Here is a 16,213-nt window from a genome sequence, read left to right as displayed (position 1 = left end):
GTCGGTCCCCGCGCAATGCTTCGATGATTTGGGGCTGCTAAAGCTTTACCCCATCTGGGCTGGCTGGGCCTGATCCGCTTCCGTCTTGCCGGGATTGCGGATGGAGGGTCGCAGGCGGGCGAGGCTGCACAGGCCGGCGACCAGCGCCAGGCCGGCGGCGACCAGGGCGGGGGTCATGCCCGCGCCGACGCCCAGTGCCAGCAGCGCGGCGACCAGAGTCGCGCCGGTGGTCTGCCCCACCATCCGCGTGGTGGAGATGAGGCCGCCGGCGGCCGCGGCGCGCTCGACCGGTGCCGAACCGATGATCAGCCGCGCATTGGGCGAGAGGAACATGCCGAAGCCCGCGCCGGTCAGCGACATGCGCCAGGCGATGTCGAAATAGCTGGGATCGTGCGGCAGGAAGGCGAGGGCGACGAGGCCGGCGATCGCGATCGTCATCCCGATCCCGCCCAGCGCGCCCGCCGGATATTTGTCGGACAGCGTACCGGCGAGCGGCGCGACGAACATCGTCGTCAGCGGCCAGGGGGCGATCACCGCCCCCACCTCGGAGGGCGCGAAGCCATAGCCGTGCTGGAGCCGGAAGGGCAGCGAAAGGAGCAGCGTCATCGTCGCGATGAAGGCGGTGAAGGCGCCGATGGTGGAGAGCGCCAGTACCGGCCGGGCGAGCAGGTCGACCGGCAGGATCGGTTCGGCCTCGCCCTGCTCGCGGCGGACGAAGAGCACCCCGATCGCGATGCCCGCAAGCACCACCGCGGCGGACACGACCGGGCTGTCGCCATGCACCGCGCTTTCCGCGCCGCCGATGACCAGCCCGAACATCGCCGCGCACAGCACGGCGCCAAGCACGTCGAACGGCGCCTTGGAGCGGGGAATGTCGGGCAGCGAACGTCCGAGCAACAGGCTGGCGATCGCGAAGGGTACGGCCGATGCGAACACCCAGGGCCAGGGGCCCACCGCGAGGACCAGCCCGCCCAATGTCGGCGCGATCGCGGCGGAGACCGACACCACCACCGAGTTGACGCCGAGCCCGCGGCCGAGCTGCTTCGCGGGATAGATCTGCCGCACCAGCGCCGAGGAGACGCTGAGCGCCGCCGCCGCGCCCGCGGCCTGCGCCGCGCGGACGATCAGCAGGAAGGGCAGGCTCTTGGCGAAGAAGCAGAGGATCGTCGCCACGGTGAAGACGATCTGCCCCCATTGGTACAGCCGCTTCAGGCCGATCCGGTTGCCCAGTCCGGAAAAGGGCAGCAGCAGCATCACCAGCACCAGCTGGTACACCGTCACCACTGCCACGGCGGCGGAGGAATCGACGCGCAGGTCGTGCGCGATGGTGGGAAGTGCCACGGTGGCGATGGCGCCGTCGATCACCACCAGCGCCGTGCCGAACGACACGGCGGCGATGGCGGTCAGGCGGCGGGGCATGGGGAGGCCGTCGGTTTGCATCGCGGCTTAGTGCATCAGCGCGCGCTCGGTTCCCAGTCGGAACTACCGGACTAACCTAAGGGTTAGGCAAAACCGAAACGACACTTTCCGGGAGGACGAGATGGGCAAGGGCATTCTGATGTGGCTGGTGGGCATTCCGATCCCGATCATCATCCTGCTGCTTCTGTTCTGGCATTGAGGATGGCGGGGTCCGGCGCGCGCGCCAGGCCCCGGTCATCGTCAACGGCCGCGTCAACGGCGGCTGGGCACCAGCGCCAGCCGCGCTGCAGGGGCCGGGAGATGCAGGTGCAGCCGGTCCTTCACGGCCAGCTTGTGCTTCTTGAGCTGCGATACCCGAAATGCGTCCGGCATGCGGCGGCGCAGTTCGCTGCGGATCTCGCGCTCGAGCATCCGGTGGGTGGCGATCAACCGTTCAACAATCGTCATGGTCATGGCTCCGAATCGATGGATGTGCATCGATCGAGCGGCCCGGTGTCGCGGGGAGGTGCGGGGGGTGGGAACACACCATCGATCCTGCACCGAGCACGCTCGATGCGGTCCGACATCACGACGCTTCAGATGAAGCCGCCGCCAGAGGGGCCCGGTCCCGCCCCATCAACATAGGCGCATCGGCCGTGGGTACAAGGGGCTTCGCGACGAACGGTGCGAAGCCCCGAAAGCGCGCATCAGCGGCAGCGCACATCCTGGTTGTTCATCTGGTTGTTGCGATCGACCGAATTGCCGATCGCGCCGCCCGCAATCGCGCCCAGCAGCGTGCCCACCGTGCTGGAACGGCGGCTGGAGATGACGTTGCCGAACAGGCCGCCCGCCGCGGCGCCGACGATCAGGCCGGTCGTGCCGTCGGGGCGCTTGCAATAATAGCGGCCGTCGTCACCGCGATAGACGCGGTCGTCGCGGGTCAGCACGCGCTCGTTGCTGCCGGGGCGATAATAGCGGGAGGGCTCCCAGTCGCCTTCGTCGCGGATGTCCACGCGCGGCGGGGGCGGCGCGTGTGCCAGCCAGTCGCTGTAATCGGCGTAGCGCTCGGACGCCTGCTGGAACAGACGATATTCGCGGTCGAAGCGATCGCGCGCTGCCTCGAACCGGGCGCGCTCCTGATCGGGCGAGGCATATTGCTGCGCCGATGCCGGTGCGGCGACCGAGAGGCCGGCGGTCGCCAGGGCGACCAGGGCCAGGACATGCTTCATGCGAGTCTCCTTCATCAACACGCCGGCGCTGCCGCCGGGAACGCGGCCCTCTTCCGGTCTTGCGCGTGAAGCGCGGCTGAACGAAGCTGGCCTTCTGAACAACACTGGGAGAGGGGTGTCCCATGGTATATGCGCTTTGCGCTTGCTGCTCTGCAGCATTGGTATCATATTTGTCCCATGAACGTTAGCGCTGTCGTGACCGAAGCTCCTGTGAACAACACCCCGTTCGTCCTTGAAGGCATCGTGCGCCTGCGCTGCCTGCAGGTGACGTATAACCGCACCCGGATGATCGTGGCGCCCCACATCCTCTACACGCGCAACGAGTCGCTCTACGCCGATGCGTTCATCGTGTCGCGCGAGGGCATGCTGCCGCGCGAACCGAAGATCGCCACCTTCAAGGTCGATGGCCTCAAGGAAGTATCGGTGCTCGACCGCGCGTTCGAGATCAGCGAGCTGTTCGATCCGGAACTCGACAAATATGTCGGCTTGACGCTGATGAAGGTCGAGCCCGAGGCCTGAGCTTCCCCGTCAGTCGTTGAGGCTGACGAAGCTGTCCATCACGCGCTTGCGGCCGGCCTGCTCGAAATCGATCTCGAGCTTGTTGCCTTCGATCTCCGCGATCGTGCCATAGCCGAACTTCTGGTGGAACACGCGCATGCCGAGCGTGAGGTCGCTCCGCGGCTTGGCGCCGAAGCTCACCGCCGAGGCGCGGCTTTCCAGCACGCGCGGCTGGTCGCGGGTGAAGGTGCGGGCGGTGAACGCGCCGCCCGGGTTCTTCGGATCGACGCCCGCCGCGCGCTGCCAGCCGGGCCCGCGCCCGGCGCCGCGCGCTACGTCGGCGAAGGGGTCGCTCCGCTCGCTCCAGTTCGCCCGCCACAGGCTCTCGCCGCCGGTCATCGAGCTTTCCGATTCGACATGCTCGGGGGGCAGCTCGCCGACGAAGCGGCTCGGCAGGCTCGACGTCCACTGGCCGTAGATGCGGCGATTGGCGGCATGGAGGATGATCGCCCGGCGCCGCGCGCGGGTGATCGCGACATAGGCGAGCCGTCGCTCCTCCTCGAGGCTGGCCAGCCCGCCTTCGTCGAGCGCGCGCTGCGACGGGAAGATGCCTTCCTCCCAGCCGGCGAGGAACACCGTATCGAACTCCAGCCCCTTGGCGGCGTGGATGGTCATGATCGTGACCTTGGGCTCCTCGGCGGACGCCTCGTTGTCCATCACCAGGCTGACATGTTCCAGGAAGGCCGAGAGGCTCTCATATTCCTCCATGGCGCGGACGAGTTCGTTGAGATTCTCCAGCCGGCCTGCCGCCTCGGCTGTGCGATCGGCCTGCCACAGCGCAGTATAGCCGCTTTCGTCCAGGATGATGCGGGCAAGGTCCGGGTGTTGTAGGTCGTCGCCCATGCTGCGCCACCGCGCCATGTCGCCGATCAGGTTGCCGAGCGAGCGCCGCGCCTGCGGGGTCAGTTCGTCGGTATCGAGGATGCGCGCGGCGGCAGTGGTCAGCGGAATGCCCTGGGACCGGGCATATTGGTGGACCTTGGAGAGCGCCTTGTCGCCCAGTCCGCGCTTGGGCACGTTGACGATGCGCTCGAAGGCGAGGTCGTCGGCTGGTTGCGCGACGACGCGCAGATAGGCGAGCGCGTCGCGGATTTCCTGCCGCTCATAGAAGCGGAAGCCGCCGATGATGCGATAGGGCAGGCCGATCGCGATGAACCGGTCTTCGAACTCACGGGTCTGGTGCTGGGCGCGGACCAGGATCGCGGTGGCGTCGAGGCTGAGGCCGCCGCGCTGCAGCCCCTCGATCTCCTCGCCGACGCGGCGGGCCTCCTCGGGCCCGTCCCACACGCCGAGCACCTTCACCTTCTCGCCGACATCGACTTCGGTCCACAGCGTCTTGCCCAGGCGCCCGCCATTATTGGCGATCACGCCCGAGGCTGCGCCCAGAATGTGCGGCGTCGAGCGGTAATTCTGTTCCAACTTGATTACAACAGCGCCGGAGAAGTCCTTCTCGAACTTCAGGATATTTTCCACCTGCGCACCGCGCCAGCTGTAGATCGACTGGTCGTCGTCGCCGACGCAGCAGATGTTCTTCCGTTCCTGCGCGAGCAGCCGAAGCCACAGATACTGGACAGCGTTGGTATCCTGATACTCGTCCACCATGATGTAGCGGAAGCGCTTCTGATACTGCTCCAGCACCTCACGATCGGTCTTAAGAATGGTGAGCATGTGGAGGAGAAGATCGCCGAAGTCGCAAGCGTTGAGCAGCCGCAGCCGCTCCTGATACTGGGCGTAGAGCGACTGGCCGCGGCCATTGGCGTAGCGCTCGGACTCGCCGGCATCGAGATCGGCCGGGATCAGGCCGCGATTCTTCCACCCGTCGATCAGGCCCGCGAGCTGGCGGGCGGGCCAGCGCTTCTCGTCGAGGTCGTTGGCGAGGATCAGCTGCTTGAGCAGGCGGAGCTGGTCGTCGGTATCGAGAATGGTGAAGTTGCTCTGCAGCCCGACCAGCTCGGCATGGCGGCGGAGCATCTTCGCGCCGATCGCATGGAAGGTGCCGAGCCAGGGCATCCCCTCCACCGCGTCGCCGACCAGCCGGCCGACCCGCTCCTTCATCTCGCGCGCGGCCTTGTTGGTGAAGGTGACGGCCAGGATCTCCGAGGGATAGGCGCGGCGAGTCCACAGCAGGTGCGCCAGCCGCGCGGTGAGCGCGGCGGTCTTGCCCGTGCCCGCGCCGGCCAGCACCAGCACCGGGCCTTCGGTGGTCAGCACGGCCTCGCGCTGGGGGTCGTTCAGGCCCTGGAGATAGGGGGCGTCCTGGGGAGAAGGGGCAAGCGACATCCGTGAACAACTAGGGAACGATACCGCCGCCCGCAAGCTCTAGGCGACCGAGGGGGCGCCCGGCGCGCGCGCCATGCCGGTTCGGGACAGGCGCCCTACCGGAAAACTACGGAGGCCCGCATTGCCTCCCATCCGCCGGGCGACTATGGGGTGCCGCGAGATCAACCCATGACAAGTTCCAAAGCCTCCCGCCGACTGAAGGTGCGCCTTGCAGTCGTGCTGACGCTCGCGATCATCGCGGCGGTCGTCGCCTGGCGTTCGGCGCCGGTGCGTGATGGTGCGTGCACGCCGGGGCGGCACGAGGAACGCGATGCGAGCGGCAAGCTCGTGCGGATCACGCACACCGAATGCCTGCGCTGATCGCATGCGCCACCACCCTTGTCATTATCCTGTCATAAGCCAACCCCAAAGGCGCTAACATCATGGCGACGCTCGCAATGGAACAGGCTTCGACGGCAGAGGTGCCGCGAAGTCCTCGATTCAACGAAAAAACGCACCCTCTCGCCAAGCTGCTCTTCGCGGCGTTGCTGGTCGGTGGCCTGGCCTTTGCGGGCTGGAGCATCCTGGTGGATACGCGTGCGGCGGGGGAACAGATGGCGCTGGGCGTCTTCGCGTTTCTCGGCCTCGCGCTGGTGATCGCGCTCGCGTTCGAGTTCGTGAACGGCTTCCATGACACCGCCAATGCCGTCGCGACGGTGATCTACACCAACTCGATGCCCGCACAGCTCGCGGTGGTGTGGTCCGGCTTCTTCAATTTCCTGGGCGTGATGCTGTCCAGCGGCGCCGTCGCCTATGCGATCATTACGCTGCTGCCGGTGGACCTGATCCTCAACGTCGGCTCCGCGGCCGGCTTCTCGATGATCTTCGCCCTGCTGTTCGCCGCAGTCCTCTGGAACCTCGCGACCTGGTATGTCGGCCTGCCCAATTCCTCCAGCCACGCGCTGATCGGATCGGTGCTGGGTGTCGGCCTCGCCAACCAGCTGATCCTCGGCGGCTCGCGCGGCGGCACGGCCGGCGTCGACTGGAGCCAGGCGGTCAAGGTCTTCTCCGCGCTGCTCTGGAGCCCGATGCTCGGGTTCGCGGGTGCGCTGCTATTGCTGCTGGCGATGCGGCTGGTGTTCCTGAAGCGCCCGCAGCTGTTCCAGGCCCCGGCGGGCAACACGCCGCCGCCGCGTGGCATCCGCGCCTTGTTGATCGGCACTTGCACCGCCGTCTCGTTCTTCCACGGCTCGAACGACGGCCAGAAGGGCATGGGGCTGATCATGCTGATCCTGATCGGCTGCGCGCCCACCGCCTATGCCCTTAATCGCACGCTCCCGGCGAGCGCGACCGCGGCGTTCGTCCAGACCTCGCACGCTGCCAATATGGTGTTCCATGCGCGTGGCAACGGCCTGAGCATGACACCGGTGCAGGCGCGGTCGACGCTCACCGACGCGCTTCAGCACCGCAAGGCAGAGGGCGCCAAGGTCTATGCCGCGCTGGATTCGCTGTCGAACAATCTTATCGAGCAGGTTTCGGGCTATGGTTCGCTGAGCAAGGTGCCGGCGCGGGCGAGTTCCAACGTGCGCAACGACATGTATCTGGTGCTCGACACCACCCGGCTCGCCACGAAGAAGCCCGAGGGCTTCGCGCCGGCCGAGCGGGATGCGCTCAAGGCCTATCAGGACGATCTGGAGGGCGGCACGCGCTTCATTCCGCTCTGGGTGAAGATCGTCGTCGCAATCGCGCTGGGGCTCGGCACGATGATCGGGTGGAAGCGTATCGTGGTGACGGTGGGCGAGAAGATCGGCAAGCAGCACATGACCTATGGCATGGGCGCCGCGGCCGAGATCGTCGCCGCCGCGACGATCATGGGCGCCGACCATCTCGGCGTCCCTGTTTCGACCACCCACATCCTGTCCTCGGGCGTGGCGGGTGCTTCGGTGGGCAGCGGCGCAGGGCTGCAGTTCCGGACCATCCGCAACATGGCGCTGGCCTGGCTGATGACGCTGCCCGCCGCGATGCTGCTGTCCGGCAGCCTCTACTGGCTGATGCTGAACGGGGTGCGGATCTTCGGCCTGTAGGGATCGCGCTTGCAGGGATCACGGGGGCGGGAGGAACGTCCCGCCCATTCGTGTCAGCCGCGCAGCAGATCGTGGACCGCGAGGTGCAGGCCGGCCTTCACGCCGCTGGTATCGGCGCGCAGATCCGCCTTCACATGCTCCACGGGGTTGTAGGCCGCGACCAGCACGCCCGCGAGCAGGCTGAAAAAGGCCGCATAGACCACGCGCTTGATGGGCGATTCGCGCATATCCGACTCCCTCGTTGCGGTATAGCGAGTGCAGCACTTCGATACCGTGCCGAAACTGTCGCTCCGCTGAACGCGGCTTGACCGGGGCGACAACTGGCCCGAGGGAGGCGGCGGGAGGATCGCTCATGGCCAACGCCGCCGCGCCCGCATCCCACCGCCGCATCCTGTTCGCGAGCCTGGTGGGAACGTCGGTCGAGTTCTACGATTTCTACATCTATGCGACAGCAACGGCGCTGGTGTTCGGCCCGCTGTTCTTCCCCGCGCAGGAGCCATGGCTGCAGCAGGTGGCTGCCTATGCCAGCTTCAGCGTCGCCTTTTTCGCGCGGCCGCTCGGCGGGCTGGTGTTCGGCCATTTCGGCGACCGGCTGGGGCGCAAGTCGACGCTGGTCGCCTCGCTGATGCTGATGGGGCTCTCGACCGTACTGATCGGCTGCCTGCCCGGTCACGCGATGATCGGCTGGGGCGCGCCATTGCTCCTCTGCCTGCTGCGCTTCGGCCAGGGGCTGGGGCTGGGCGGCGAATGGGGCGGGGCGAGCCTGCTGGCGGTGGAATATGCGCCCAAGGGATGGGCCTATCGCTACGGCAGCTTCCCGCCGCTGGGGGCCCCGGTGGGGTTCATCGCCGCCAATGGCCTGTTCCTGCTGCTGGGTGCCTTCCTCACCGACGAGGCCTTCCGCGACTGGGGCTGGCGGCTGCCGTTCCTTGCGAGCGCTGCGTTGGTCGGGCTCGGGCTCTGGGTGCGCCTGCGCATCGCCGAGACGCCTGCCTTCGTCGAGGCCGCAGAACATGCGCCGCCGCCGCAGGTGCCGCTGGGCGTGCTGCTGCGTGAGCATCTCGGCGCCACGCTGGCGGGGACGCTGGGCACGGTCGCCTGCTTCGCGCTGTTCTATGTTGCGACGTTGTTCGCGATCGGTTTCGGTACCAAGACGCTCGGCTATCCGCGCGCCGCGTTTCTCGGCGCCGAGCTTGCGGCGATCCTGTTCATGGCGCTGGGCATCGGCGTCGCCGGTTGGCTGGCGGACAAGCGCGGGGCGACGCTGGTCCTCGCGCTCGGCTGCATCGGCATGGTCCCGCTCGGCCTCGCCATGCCGGCGCTGCTGGTGCCGGGATCGCTGGCGGCCGTATTCCTTTGGCTCGCCGCCGGACTGTTCGTGATGGGCTTCGTCTACGGGCCGCTCGGCGGGTGGCTCCCCAGCCTGTTTCCGGCGCAGGTCCGCTACACGGGCGTGTCGGTGACCTTCAACCTGGGCGGCATCCTCGGCGGCGGACTGACCCCGCTGATCGCCCAGGCGCTGGTCGAGCGCGGCGGTATCGGCATGGTCGGCTGGTGCCTCGCCGGAGCCGCGGGGCTGAGCCTGATCGGCCTGCAGCTTACCCGCCGGCGCTAGGCCGGCGGAAGCGAGGCCGTCGCGTAGGGCGACAGGACGCGCCAGCCCAGGCGCTCGTAGAGCAGACGGCCGGCTTCGGTCGCGACCAGCAGTTCGGGCGTGTCGCGGCCGGCTTTGGTGGCATGCAAAGCTGCCATCACTGCGCCGCCCAGGCCCTTGCGCCGGTGCCCGGGTGCCGTGACGATGCGGTCATAGACGAACGCTTCAGGGGTTTCCGCAGCGAAACCGGATGCAGCGGCTGTGCCCGTCTCGTCGACAATGGTGACGCAGAGCGCGGACCCGTCACCCGAGGTTCGGGAGCAATAGCCCACCGGCAGCGGACGCGGGGCAGGCCAGCGCCCGGCCTGCATGAAGAATGCCGGTGGATCCACGTTCCAGTGCGCCGGCAACAGCGCCCGCAACTTGCCGGGCGAGCCGCAGAGCTTGATCAGCCGCCCCGGCTGCTCGATCTCGCGCGCGAGATCGGAGATCTCCCAGCCCGGCGTCGCGAAGACCCAGCGGCAAAATTCGGTGTCGGAGCGCGTATCCACCCGAAAGCCGCCACGGTCCGCCACCGGCGCCGGCAGGCCGCGTGCGCGCGATCTGCCGGACAGCCAGGCGTGGAGCAGGGCGGGGGTCATCGCGTCCGCGCCGATGCCCCGGCCTCCGTCACTCGGCGCGCAGCAGGCGCAGCCGCGCCTTGCCGTGGATCCGATCCGCATCGACGACGAAGCCGGGCAGTGCCACGTCCTCGTCCTTCGCGGTCTCGATGCTGATCCAGGTGCCAGGGCCGGTCCAGCCCAGCCGCGCCAGCTTGTCGAGTGCGACCACGCCGGCGCCGGTGCCGTACGGCGGGTCCATCAGGATCAGGTCGAGCGGCGCACGGGCGGGCCCCAGCGCCATTACCGAGCCCGGCCGCACGTCCGCGCCCTTGGCGCCGAGCTTGGCGACATTGGCCTTGAGCACGTCCAGCGCCGCGCGATCCTGCTCGACGAACAGGCACGACGCCGCGCCGCGGGACAGGGCCTCCAGACCCAGCGCGCCGGATCCGGCGAAGAAATCACCCACGGCGAGTTCCTCGAAGCTGCCGAGCCGCGAGGCAAGCATCGAAAACAGCGCCTCGCGCGTGCGATCGGCGGTAGGACGGGTGGTGTCGCCCTTGGGCGCTGCCAGCGGACGGCCGCGCCATTCTCCAGCGATGATCCGCATCAGCCGCGCCCCCGCGGCGGACGGCCGGGGCCGCCGGGATGCTGCGGGCGATTACCGCTGCCGCCGGGCCTCGGCGTGCGCGGACGATCCGACGCGGTGTTGCCGCCCGGTCGCGGGGTCCGCGGACCCCGCGGACGCTCGGCCTCGTCTCCGCCGAACCGCGAGGGACGCGGCGTGCGACTACGTTCGGGTGAGTCGCCGCCAGGCCGTGCTGCCCGCGGACCGCGTGGGCGCTCGGCCTCGTCCCCGCCGAACCGCGAGGGACGCGGCGTGCGGCCGCGTTCGGGCGAGTCGCCGCCGGGCCGTGCTGCCCGAGGACCGCGCGGGCGCTCGGCCTCGTCCCCGCCGAACCGCGAGGGGCGCGGCGTGCGACCACGTTCGGACGAGTCGCCGCCGGGCCGTGCTGCCCGCGGACCGCGTGGACGTTCGGCCTCGTCTCCGCCGAACCGCGAGGGACGCTGTGCACGACCGCGATCGGGTGAGTCTCCTCCCGGTCGCGCCGTGCGCGGGCCGCGCGGACGATCGCCGTCCGTGCCGCCAAACCGCGACGGGCCGCCTGTGCGCGCGCGCTCGCCGCCATCGCCGCCGCGCGACCAAGTCCGCTCACCGTCCCGCGGCGCGCGCGGGCGCTCGGCCCCCTGTTCGCCCCGTGCGTCGCGACGGCCCCGCGGCCGATCGACCAGATCCCCGGCACGCGGCTCGCGGCCATCGCGGAAGGACTTGGCGCGGGCAGCACGCGCGGGCTTGCCAACGCCGTCCCCGCTGCCCTCACGCACGCCGAGACGGCCGGCGGTGCGCGGCTGTTCCTCGCCGTCCTTCGGCTTCGCCTTGGGCGTGGCGCGGGCGGTGAACACCGGCCCCTTCGCGACGGGCACAGGCTTGGGCAGACGGCGGCGGCCTGCGGGTTCGACCATGGCGGGCTTCTCCACCGGCTCGACCGCGCGCTGGCGGGTGGCGAACTGCAGGTTGGACGCCGCCTTGCCGCCGCCGGCCTTGCCCAACACGGTGCGGAAGGTGATCAGATCGGCCTGGCGGATCTCGTCGACGTCGCCGGCAGGCAGGTCGTTCAGGTAGAAGGGGCCATAGCGGGTGCGGATCAGGCGGCTGACCTGCAGGCCCAGGAATTCCAGCACGCGGCGGACTTCGCGGTTCTTGCCTTCGGTCAGCGTCATCTCGATCCAGAGATTGGCGCCGGTCCGCCGCTCGATGTTCGCGTTGATCGGGCCGTAGCGGACGCCCTCGATCTCGATGCCGAGCATCAGATCTTCCAGCTGTTCCTGGCTCACCTGGCCATAGGCGCGGGCGCGGTAGGTCCGCTCGACGCCGCTCGCCGGCAGCTCCATCTCGCGCTTCAGTTCGCCGTCCGTGGTGAGCAGCAGCAGGCCCTCGGTGTTGAGGTCGAGTCGGCCGACGGGCATCACGCGCGGCAAGCCCTCGGGCATGCGATCATAAATGGTCGGGCGGCCGGTGAAGTCGCGCTCGGCGGTGAGCAGGCCTGCGGCCTTGTGATAGCGGAACAGCCGCGCCGGCGACGCTTCGGCCACGGGATTGCCGTCGACGGTGACGCCGTGGAGCGAGGTGAGAATGGTTGCGGGGGTATCGAGCGTGGTGCCGTTCAGGGCGATACGCCCCTCTTCGATCATCCGCTCGATCTCGCGGCGCGAGGCGATGCCGGCACGGGCGAGGAGCTTGGCGATACGCTGCGGCGCGCCGGCGGTTTTCTGGGGCTTGGAGTCAGACACTGCAGCGCTATAGCGATAATGGCGGGGCTGGCAAAAATTTATGCGGTGCCAGTTCGTGACTGGCGCGTTACGGGCTTTGCCAAGCGGTTGATTCGGGGGCCCAAACAGGATGTTGTTCGGAAGGAAGAAGCGGCGGATCGAACACCTGCTCGTCGTCGAGGACGAGCCGCTGGTGGCGTTCGATACCGAGCATTTCCTCCGCGAGTCGGGCTTCACCATCGTCGCCACGGTCGATTCGGTGGCGGACGCGACCAGGATCCTGGACGGGCAGGAGGCGCTCGACCTCGTCCTTGCGGACATCAACCTGGCCGACGGCAGCGGGATAGAAGTGGCGCGAACGGCGTTCGGCCGCGGGGTTCCGGTGCTGTTCGTCACGGGTGCCTGCCCGGCAGACGCGCGCGCGCTGGCGGCGGGATGCCTTTCCAAGCCCTATGCGCAGCGTGATCTTTTGCAGGCGATCGACGCGATCGAGGCCGTGCTGGAAGGCGGCAAGGTTCCTCGCCGCCTGCCCGGAAGCTTCAACCTGTTCCTCGGCGACTGACGCCGATCAGTGGACGAACAGCGAAACGACCACCCCGGCCCAGGCGAACACCGAGGCGAGCACCGCGAGGTGCGCGACCGTTTCCGACGGCGAGGCCTGGTTTGCGGCGACGGCAGCGCGGGTGCGGGTACGGGACATGGTGAACTCCTTTGTGCGACGCCGGTGTTATAGCACCCCTTCCTGAACAGAAGCCTGACCGAAGGGGCGAGTCGCGCCGATTGCAGACGCATCGTCGCATGAAACCCACGCATCGACCGCATCGTGGAAAACGCGGACCCCCTGTTCGAGATTGCCGAGCGTCACCGTGTCGATCGCGCCGGCCGCGAGCCCCTGCTGGGCAAGGGCACAGGCGCGGAAATCCTCCGACGCAAATACGCCCCCGTCGAGCAGCTCCCAACTGCGCTCCCAATGGTCGCGGGCCTTTTCGGTGGCCGGGGGCCCGGGGATCAGCATGAAATCCTCGACCAGCACCGCGTCCACCGCCTGCGGCATCAGCACCATCAGGTTGATATAGTCCGGGCTCACCGCCAGCACCGCGCCGGGAAACATCTGGTAGGTATAGGTGATCGCGCCGCGCAGCGTCGGCCAGTCGTCCGACTCGAGTTCGGCGATGCTGGCGGCACGGCCGACGGCCGATCGCTGGTGCGGGCCGATCCGGTCGGCGGCGGAAATGCCGTCCTGGAAGAACGGTGCGATGCTGTCCGCATGGAGCCGCTGGATATGATAGCTTTCCAGGAAGGCGTCCATCACCAGCTTCCAGTTGGCGGGCACCCGGTGGGTACGACGGCGGAAGCAATGCTGGCCGGCGAGATCGAAGGCGGCGAAGTCCTGCGCCAGCGCATCGGCATGGGTGAAATCGGCGGCATCGTCGAAGGCGAACCAGATCAGCCCGCCTGCTTCGCGGGCAGGCAGGCGGCGAAGCGCGAAATCCGCCTTGTCGAGGCCGGGGAACGCCTCGGCGCGGGGGATGCCGGCGAGGCGACCGTCCAGCGCATAGCTCCAGGCGTGGTAGGGGCAAACGAGCCGGGGGGCGTTCACCGCTGCGCAGCCTTCCACCAGCCGCGTGCCGCGATGCCGGCAGACGTTGAGGAAGACATGCACGTGCCCCTGCTTGTCGCGCGTGATGAGGAGCGGCTTGCCGAAGCCGTCATGTGGCACCGCCATGCCGGGCTCCGGCAGCAGCGCCGACGGTGCGAGCACCAGTGGCGCATGTGCGAAGATGCGCGCCTGCTCGGCGGCGAAGCGTTCGGGGCTGGTGTAAACGCTTGCGTCGATGCGACTTATCGGTCCCGTGCCGGAGTCGCCGCCCTGCGCCAGCATCGCCGCCAGCGCGCGCTGGCCCTGGGTCGGTGCGTTCATGGCTATCCTCTCCCGAATTTTCGGCTAGTTTCCGCCTTCCATGCCCAACGAACAAGCCCCCATCGCGGCGCGCGGCCGCGCCAGCACTTTCTATGTCCTCGCCCAGCTGGCGCTCGCCGGCGGGCTTGTGCTGCTCACGGCCCCCTGGATGCGCGTGAACGGCGCGGCGCTACCGGGATTCGGCTTCGCGGCGGGATGGAGCGATGGTGCCGCCAAACTTGCGCCGTCGATGACCTTCCTGCTCGGCCTGCTCGCGCTGGGCGCCACGCTGGCGATGAGCGTCGCATGGCGGCGCAAGGGCGGGGCGAGCCTGATCATCGCGGGCAGTCTGGTCGGCGCGGCGCTGCTGGCGCTCGCGGTGCTGTTCACGCTGTTCTCGCCGCCCAAGTCGCTCGGCGGGGCGGGGCTGTCTCTCGCGTGGGGCGGCGGCGCTGCGCTGGCCGCGCTGATCGTGGCGTTCCTGCTCGGCCGTGCCGCCGCGCCGATCGACTGGCGTGCGGACCTGCCTGATGGCGTACGGCCGTATTTCGCGAAGGGACCGCTGGCCTCCTTCGCGCTCGGCGTCTCGTCCGGCTTCCCCTTCGCAATGATCGGGGCGACGCTCACCACGCGCCTCGCCCAGACCGGCATCGACAAGTCGACCGTCACCGCCTTCACGCTCGCGATCCTGGTCTACAACTTCAAGTTCCTCTGGGCGTGGATCGTCGACAGCGTCCCGATCCCGCTGCTCGGGCGGCTGGGGCAGCGCGTCTCCTGGCTGATCGTCGCAGGCGTGCTGGTGGTCGCGGCGACGATCAACCTGGCGCTGGTCGTGCCCGATCCGTCCAACATCTGGCCGACGGTGACCGCCGCGGTGCTGATGGGGGCAGCGGGCGCTACCTATGACATCGTCATCGATGGCTATCGCATCGAAGTGCTGCAACCGCACGAGCTCGGCTATGGCTCGGGCATGTCGCAATATGGCTGGCGGATCGGTTCGGTCGCGGCCGGAGCCATCGCGCTGGTGGTGGCGGGGCAGGCGGGCTGGACGGCGGGCTATGCCGCCTGTGCCGTGTTCGCGCTGCCCGCGATCCTCACCGGCCTGATCGTCGGCGAGCCCGAGCGCCACCGTGCGCCCGCAGAACGCCGGAGCATCGCCACCGTGCTGGCGGGCATCTGGAGGCCGTTCGTGCAGTTCTTCGCCCGCGAAGGCGCGCTGATCGTGCTGCTGTTCATCCTCGTCCACAAGATCGGCGACACGCTGGCGAACCTCACCTTTCGGCTGCTGTTCAACGATCTCGGCTTCTCCAATGACGAGATCGCCTTTTACGACGTCTCGCTGGGCTTCCTGGCATATATGCTGGGCATCTTCCTCGGCGGTGTGCTGTATGCGCGTATGGGGATGAAGCGATCGGTGATGCTCAGCCTGATCCTCATGGCGGTTTCCAACCTCAGCTTCGCGGCGCTGGCCGCGGCAGGGCACTCCAATATCGGCATGGCCGGCGCGATCGGGTTCGAGAACATCGCCAGCGGCATCGGCGGCGTGGTGGTGATCGCCTATTTCTCGGCACTGACCGATCTGCGCTTCACCGCCGCCCAATATGCCCTCATCTCGGCGGGGGCGAGCATCGTCGGCCGGTTCATCACCGGCACGACGGCGGGCAGCCTGATCGAGGCGATGGGCTATGTGAACTTCTACCTCTTCACGACGGTCATCGCGCTGCCCGGCGTGGCGCTCTACTGGTGGATGATGCGCAGCGGCCTCGTCGACCGCTCGATCGGCAGCGCAGGGCAGGAACGCTAGCCGCTCAAGGCTCCAGCGGTAGCGCGAGATCGGCGAAGCTCTGCGCCAGTGCGTGCGCGGTCGGCAGCAGGCCGGTCGCGTCGCGGACCCCGATCAGGTCGGCGAGCAGCAACGCCGCGGCCTCCGGATTGGTACGGACCTTGCCGAGTGCGCCGACCAGCGCCGCCTCCGCCGCGGTCATCCGCGGGCAGCACCAGGGGGCGATCTGCACCGGCCCCGTCGCCATGCCCGACATCTCGTGCATCAGCGTGCGCAGCAGCATCAGGGGGCGACGAAAGCCCTTGCCGAACGCGACGAGGAAGGCGTGCGCGGTGCTGGCATCGTGCAGTCCGTTGCCGCCTGTCTGGCGGACGCCGAACAGCAGCAGCCGCACGCCCGGATCTTCGGGCTGGAGCTGGGGCAGGGCGGTGACGAGGGTCTGGACGGACGGCTGCAATGCGATTCTCCCGATGGGCGT

The 16,213-nt window shown here is 68.7% G+C and carries 16 protein-coding genes and 1 pseudogene; 6 read left to right on the top strand and 11 right to left on the bottom strand.

From position 1 onward, the window contains the following. Nucleotides 1–45: 45 nt before the first annotated feature. The 3 genes from SPI01S_RS00445 to SPI01S_RS00435 all read right to left on the bottom strand — a co-directional run bounded on the left by SPI01S_RS00445 (nucleotide 46) and on the right by SPI01S_RS00435 (nucleotide 2,627). Nucleotides 46–1,440: an MFS transporter gene (locus SPI01S_RS00445; protein WP_066716526.1), complete on the bottom strand. Its 1,395-nt coding sequence runs from the start codon at nucleotides 1,438–1,440 to the stop codon at nucleotides 46–48. 231 nt (nucleotides 1,441–1,671) lie between these two features. After that, nucleotides 1,672–1,866, bottom strand: coding sequence for an HP1242/YdcH family protein (locus tag SPI01S_RS00440; RefSeq protein WP_245653410.1), 195 nt, complete (start codon nucleotides 1,864–1,866; stop codon nucleotides 1,672–1,674). A 239-nt stretch (nucleotides 1,867–2,105) separates the two neighbouring features. Beyond that, on the bottom strand, nucleotides 2,106–2,627 hold the full coding sequence (locus tag SPI01S_RS00435; RefSeq protein WP_066717575.1) for a glycine zipper 2TM domain-containing protein: 522 nt from the start codon (nucleotides 2,625–2,627) through the stop codon (nucleotides 2,106–2,108). 195 nt (nucleotides 2,628–2,822) lie between these two features. Here SPI01S_RS00435 and SPI01S_RS00430 point away from each other — a divergent pair, with 195 nt between their 5' ends. Then, nucleotides 2,823–3,146: a WYL domain-containing protein gene (locus tag SPI01S_RS00430; protein ID WP_245653409.1), complete on the top strand. Its 324-nt coding sequence runs from the start codon at nucleotides 2,823–2,825 to the stop codon at nucleotides 3,144–3,146. Between the two features lie 9 nt (nucleotides 3,147–3,155). Here the strand turns inward: SPI01S_RS00430 and SPI01S_RS00425 are convergent, their stop codons facing one another. Continuing rightward, nucleotides 3,156–5,465 carry an ATP-dependent helicase gene (locus SPI01S_RS00425; RefSeq protein ID WP_066716521.1) on the bottom strand — a complete coding sequence of 770 codons (2,310 nt, stop codon included), beginning with the start codon at nucleotides 5,463–5,465 and terminating at the stop codon, nucleotides 3,156–3,158. 168 nt (nucleotides 5,466–5,633) lie between these two features. On the opposite strand from SPI01S_RS00425, the gene SPI01S_RS22055 reads away from it, so the two are divergent. After that, the gene (locus tag SPI01S_RS22055; RefSeq protein WP_157084500.1) at nucleotides 5,634–5,825 is read left to right on the top strand and encodes a hypothetical protein; all 192 of its coding nucleotides are present in this window, start codon (nucleotides 5,634–5,636) and stop codon (nucleotides 5,823–5,825) included. 62 nt (nucleotides 5,826–5,887) lie between these two features. Beyond that, complete coding sequence (locus SPI01S_RS00420; RefSeq protein ID WP_084253190.1) at nucleotides 5,888–7,528, top strand: inorganic phosphate transporter; 1,641 nt, start codon at nucleotides 5,888–5,890, stop codon at nucleotides 7,526–7,528. Between the two features lie 53 nt (nucleotides 7,529–7,581). Here SPI01S_RS00420 and SPI01S_RS22555 read toward each other — a convergent pair whose 3' ends face one another. Next, the gene (locus SPI01S_RS22555) at nucleotides 7,582–7,755 is read right to left on the bottom strand and encodes a hypothetical protein (RefSeq protein ID WP_169804434.1); all 174 of its coding nucleotides are present in this window, start codon (nucleotides 7,753–7,755) and stop codon (nucleotides 7,582–7,584) included. Nucleotides 7,756–7,880: 125 nt separating this feature from the next. Between SPI01S_RS22555 and SPI01S_RS00415 the strand changes: the two genes are divergently transcribed. Beyond that, entirely contained in the window at nucleotides 7,881–9,143 is a 1,263-nt protein-coding gene (locus SPI01S_RS00415; RefSeq protein WP_066716515.1) for an MFS transporter, read from the top strand. On the opposite strand, the gene SPI01S_RS00410 is transcribed toward SPI01S_RS00415, so the two are convergent. From SPI01S_RS00410 to SPI01S_RS22050, 3 genes and pseudogenes are all read right to left on the bottom strand, one after another. Beyond that, nucleotides 9,140–9,763, bottom strand: a complete 624-nt coding sequence (locus SPI01S_RS00410; RefSeq protein ID WP_066716512.1) for a GNAT family N-acetyltransferase — start codon at nucleotides 9,761–9,763, stop codon at nucleotides 9,140–9,142. The genes SPI01S_RS00415 and SPI01S_RS00410 overlap by 4 nt on opposite strands. Nucleotides 9,764–9,791: 28 nt before the next feature. Beyond that, nucleotides 9,792–10,331, bottom strand: a complete 540-nt coding sequence (rsmD, locus tag SPI01S_RS00405) for a 16S rRNA (guanine(966)-N(2))-methyltransferase RsmD (protein WP_066716509.1) — start codon at nucleotides 10,329–10,331, stop codon at nucleotides 9,792–9,794. 998 nt (nucleotides 10,332–11,329) lie between these two features. Further along, nucleotides 11,330–12,211 (bottom strand): annotated as a pseudogene (locus SPI01S_RS22050) (pseudouridine synthase); the annotation flags it as partial. Between SPI01S_RS22050 and SPI01S_RS00395 the strand changes: the two are divergent. Further along, entirely contained in the window at nucleotides 12,183–12,614 is a 432-nt protein-coding gene (locus tag SPI01S_RS00395) for a response regulator (RefSeq protein ID WP_066716503.1), read from the top strand. The pseudogene SPI01S_RS22050 and the gene SPI01S_RS00395 sit on opposite strands and share 29 nt — an antisense overlap. 6 nt (nucleotides 12,615–12,620) lie before the next feature. Here SPI01S_RS00395 and SPI01S_RS23200 read toward each other — a convergent pair whose 3' ends face one another. Both SPI01S_RS23200 and SPI01S_RS00390 read right to left on the bottom strand, forming a co-directional pair. Further along, nucleotides 12,621–12,752: a hypothetical protein gene (locus tag SPI01S_RS23200; RefSeq protein WP_281179408.1), complete on the bottom strand. Its 132-nt coding sequence runs from the start codon at nucleotides 12,750–12,752 to the stop codon at nucleotides 12,621–12,623. A gap of 27 nt (nucleotides 12,753–12,779) precedes the next feature. Further along, nucleotides 12,780–13,973: an aromatic ring-hydroxylating oxygenase subunit alpha gene (locus SPI01S_RS00390; RefSeq protein ID WP_066716501.1), complete on the bottom strand. Its 1,194-nt coding sequence runs from the start codon at nucleotides 13,971–13,973 to the stop codon at nucleotides 12,780–12,782. A 460-nt stretch (nucleotides 13,974–14,433) separates the two neighbouring features. On the opposite strand from SPI01S_RS00390, the gene SPI01S_RS00385 reads away from it, so the two are divergent. Next, nucleotides 14,434–15,756 (top strand): MFS transporter, encoded by a 1,323-nt coding sequence (locus tag SPI01S_RS00385; protein ID WP_373278295.1) that lies wholly within the window; start codon nucleotides 14,434–14,436, stop codon nucleotides 15,754–15,756. 4 nt (nucleotides 15,757–15,760) lie between these two features. On the opposite strand, the gene SPI01S_RS00380 is transcribed toward SPI01S_RS00385, so the two are convergent. Beyond that, nucleotides 15,761–16,192 (bottom strand): DUF6628 family protein, encoded by a 432-nt coding sequence (locus SPI01S_RS00380; RefSeq protein ID WP_066716499.1) that lies wholly within the window; start codon nucleotides 16,190–16,192, stop codon nucleotides 15,761–15,763. Nucleotides 16,193–16,213: the final 21 nt, after the last annotated feature.

The sequence above is a fragment of the Sphingomonas pituitosa NBRC 102491 genome (genome assembly GCF_001598435.1).
In the GTDB taxonomy this organism is placed as follows: Bacteria; Pseudomonadota; Alphaproteobacteria; order Sphingomonadales; family Sphingomonadaceae; genus Sphingomonas; species Sphingomonas pituitosa.
This window is presented reverse-complemented; position numbering and strand designations above follow the sequence as displayed.

Excerpts from the sequence above, each read along its gene's own strand:
- SPI01S_RS00410 (WP_066716512.1), bottom strand. The coding sequence starts at position 9,763 with ATGACCCCCGCCCTGCTCCACGCCTGGCTGTCCGGCAGATCGCGCGCA.
- SPI01S_RS22555 (WP_169804434.1), bottom strand. The coding sequence starts at position 7,755 with ATGCGCGAATCGCCCATCAAGCGCGTGGTCTATGCGGCCTTTTTCAGC.
- SPI01S_RS00425 (WP_066716521.1), bottom strand. The coding sequence starts at position 5,465 with ATGTCGCTTGCCCCTTCTCCCCAGGACGCCCCCTATCTCCAGGGCCTG.
- SPI01S_RS00420 (WP_084253190.1), top strand. The coding sequence starts at position 5,888 with ATGGCGACGCTCGCAATGGAACAGGCTTCGACGGCAGAGGTGCCGCGA.
- SPI01S_RS00445 (WP_066716526.1), bottom strand. The coding sequence starts at position 1,440 with ATGCAAACCGACGGCCTCCCCATGCCCCGCCGCCTGACCGCCATCGCC.
- rsmD (WP_066716509.1), bottom strand. The coding sequence starts at position 10,331 with ATGCGGATCATCGCTGGAGAATGGCGCGGCCGTCCGCTGGCAGCGCCC.
- SPI01S_RS23200 (WP_281179408.1), bottom strand. The coding sequence starts at position 12,752 with ATGTCCCGTACCCGCACCCGCGCTGCCGTCGCCGCAAACCAGGCCTCG.
- SPI01S_RS00390 (WP_066716501.1), bottom strand. The coding sequence starts at position 13,973 with ATGAACGCACCGACCCAGGGCCAGCGCGCGCTGGCGGCGATGCTGGCG.
- SPI01S_RS22055 (WP_157084500.1), top strand. The coding sequence starts at position 5,634 with ATGACAAGTTCCAAAGCCTCCCGCCGACTGAAGGTGCGCCTTGCAGTC.
- SPI01S_RS00435 (WP_066717575.1), bottom strand. The coding sequence starts at position 2,627 with ATGAAGCATGTCCTGGCCCTGGTCGCCCTGGCGACCGCCGGCCTCTCG.
- SPI01S_RS00440 (WP_245653410.1), bottom strand. The coding sequence starts at position 1,866 with ATGACGATTGTTGAACGGTTGATCGCCACCCACCGGATGCTCGAGCGC.
- SPI01S_RS00415 (WP_066716515.1), top strand. The coding sequence starts at position 7,881 with ATGGCCAACGCCGCCGCGCCCGCATCCCACCGCCGCATCCTGTTCGCG.
- SPI01S_RS00395 (WP_066716503.1), top strand. The coding sequence starts at position 12,183 with ATGTTGTTCGGAAGGAAGAAGCGGCGGATCGAACACCTGCTCGTCGTC.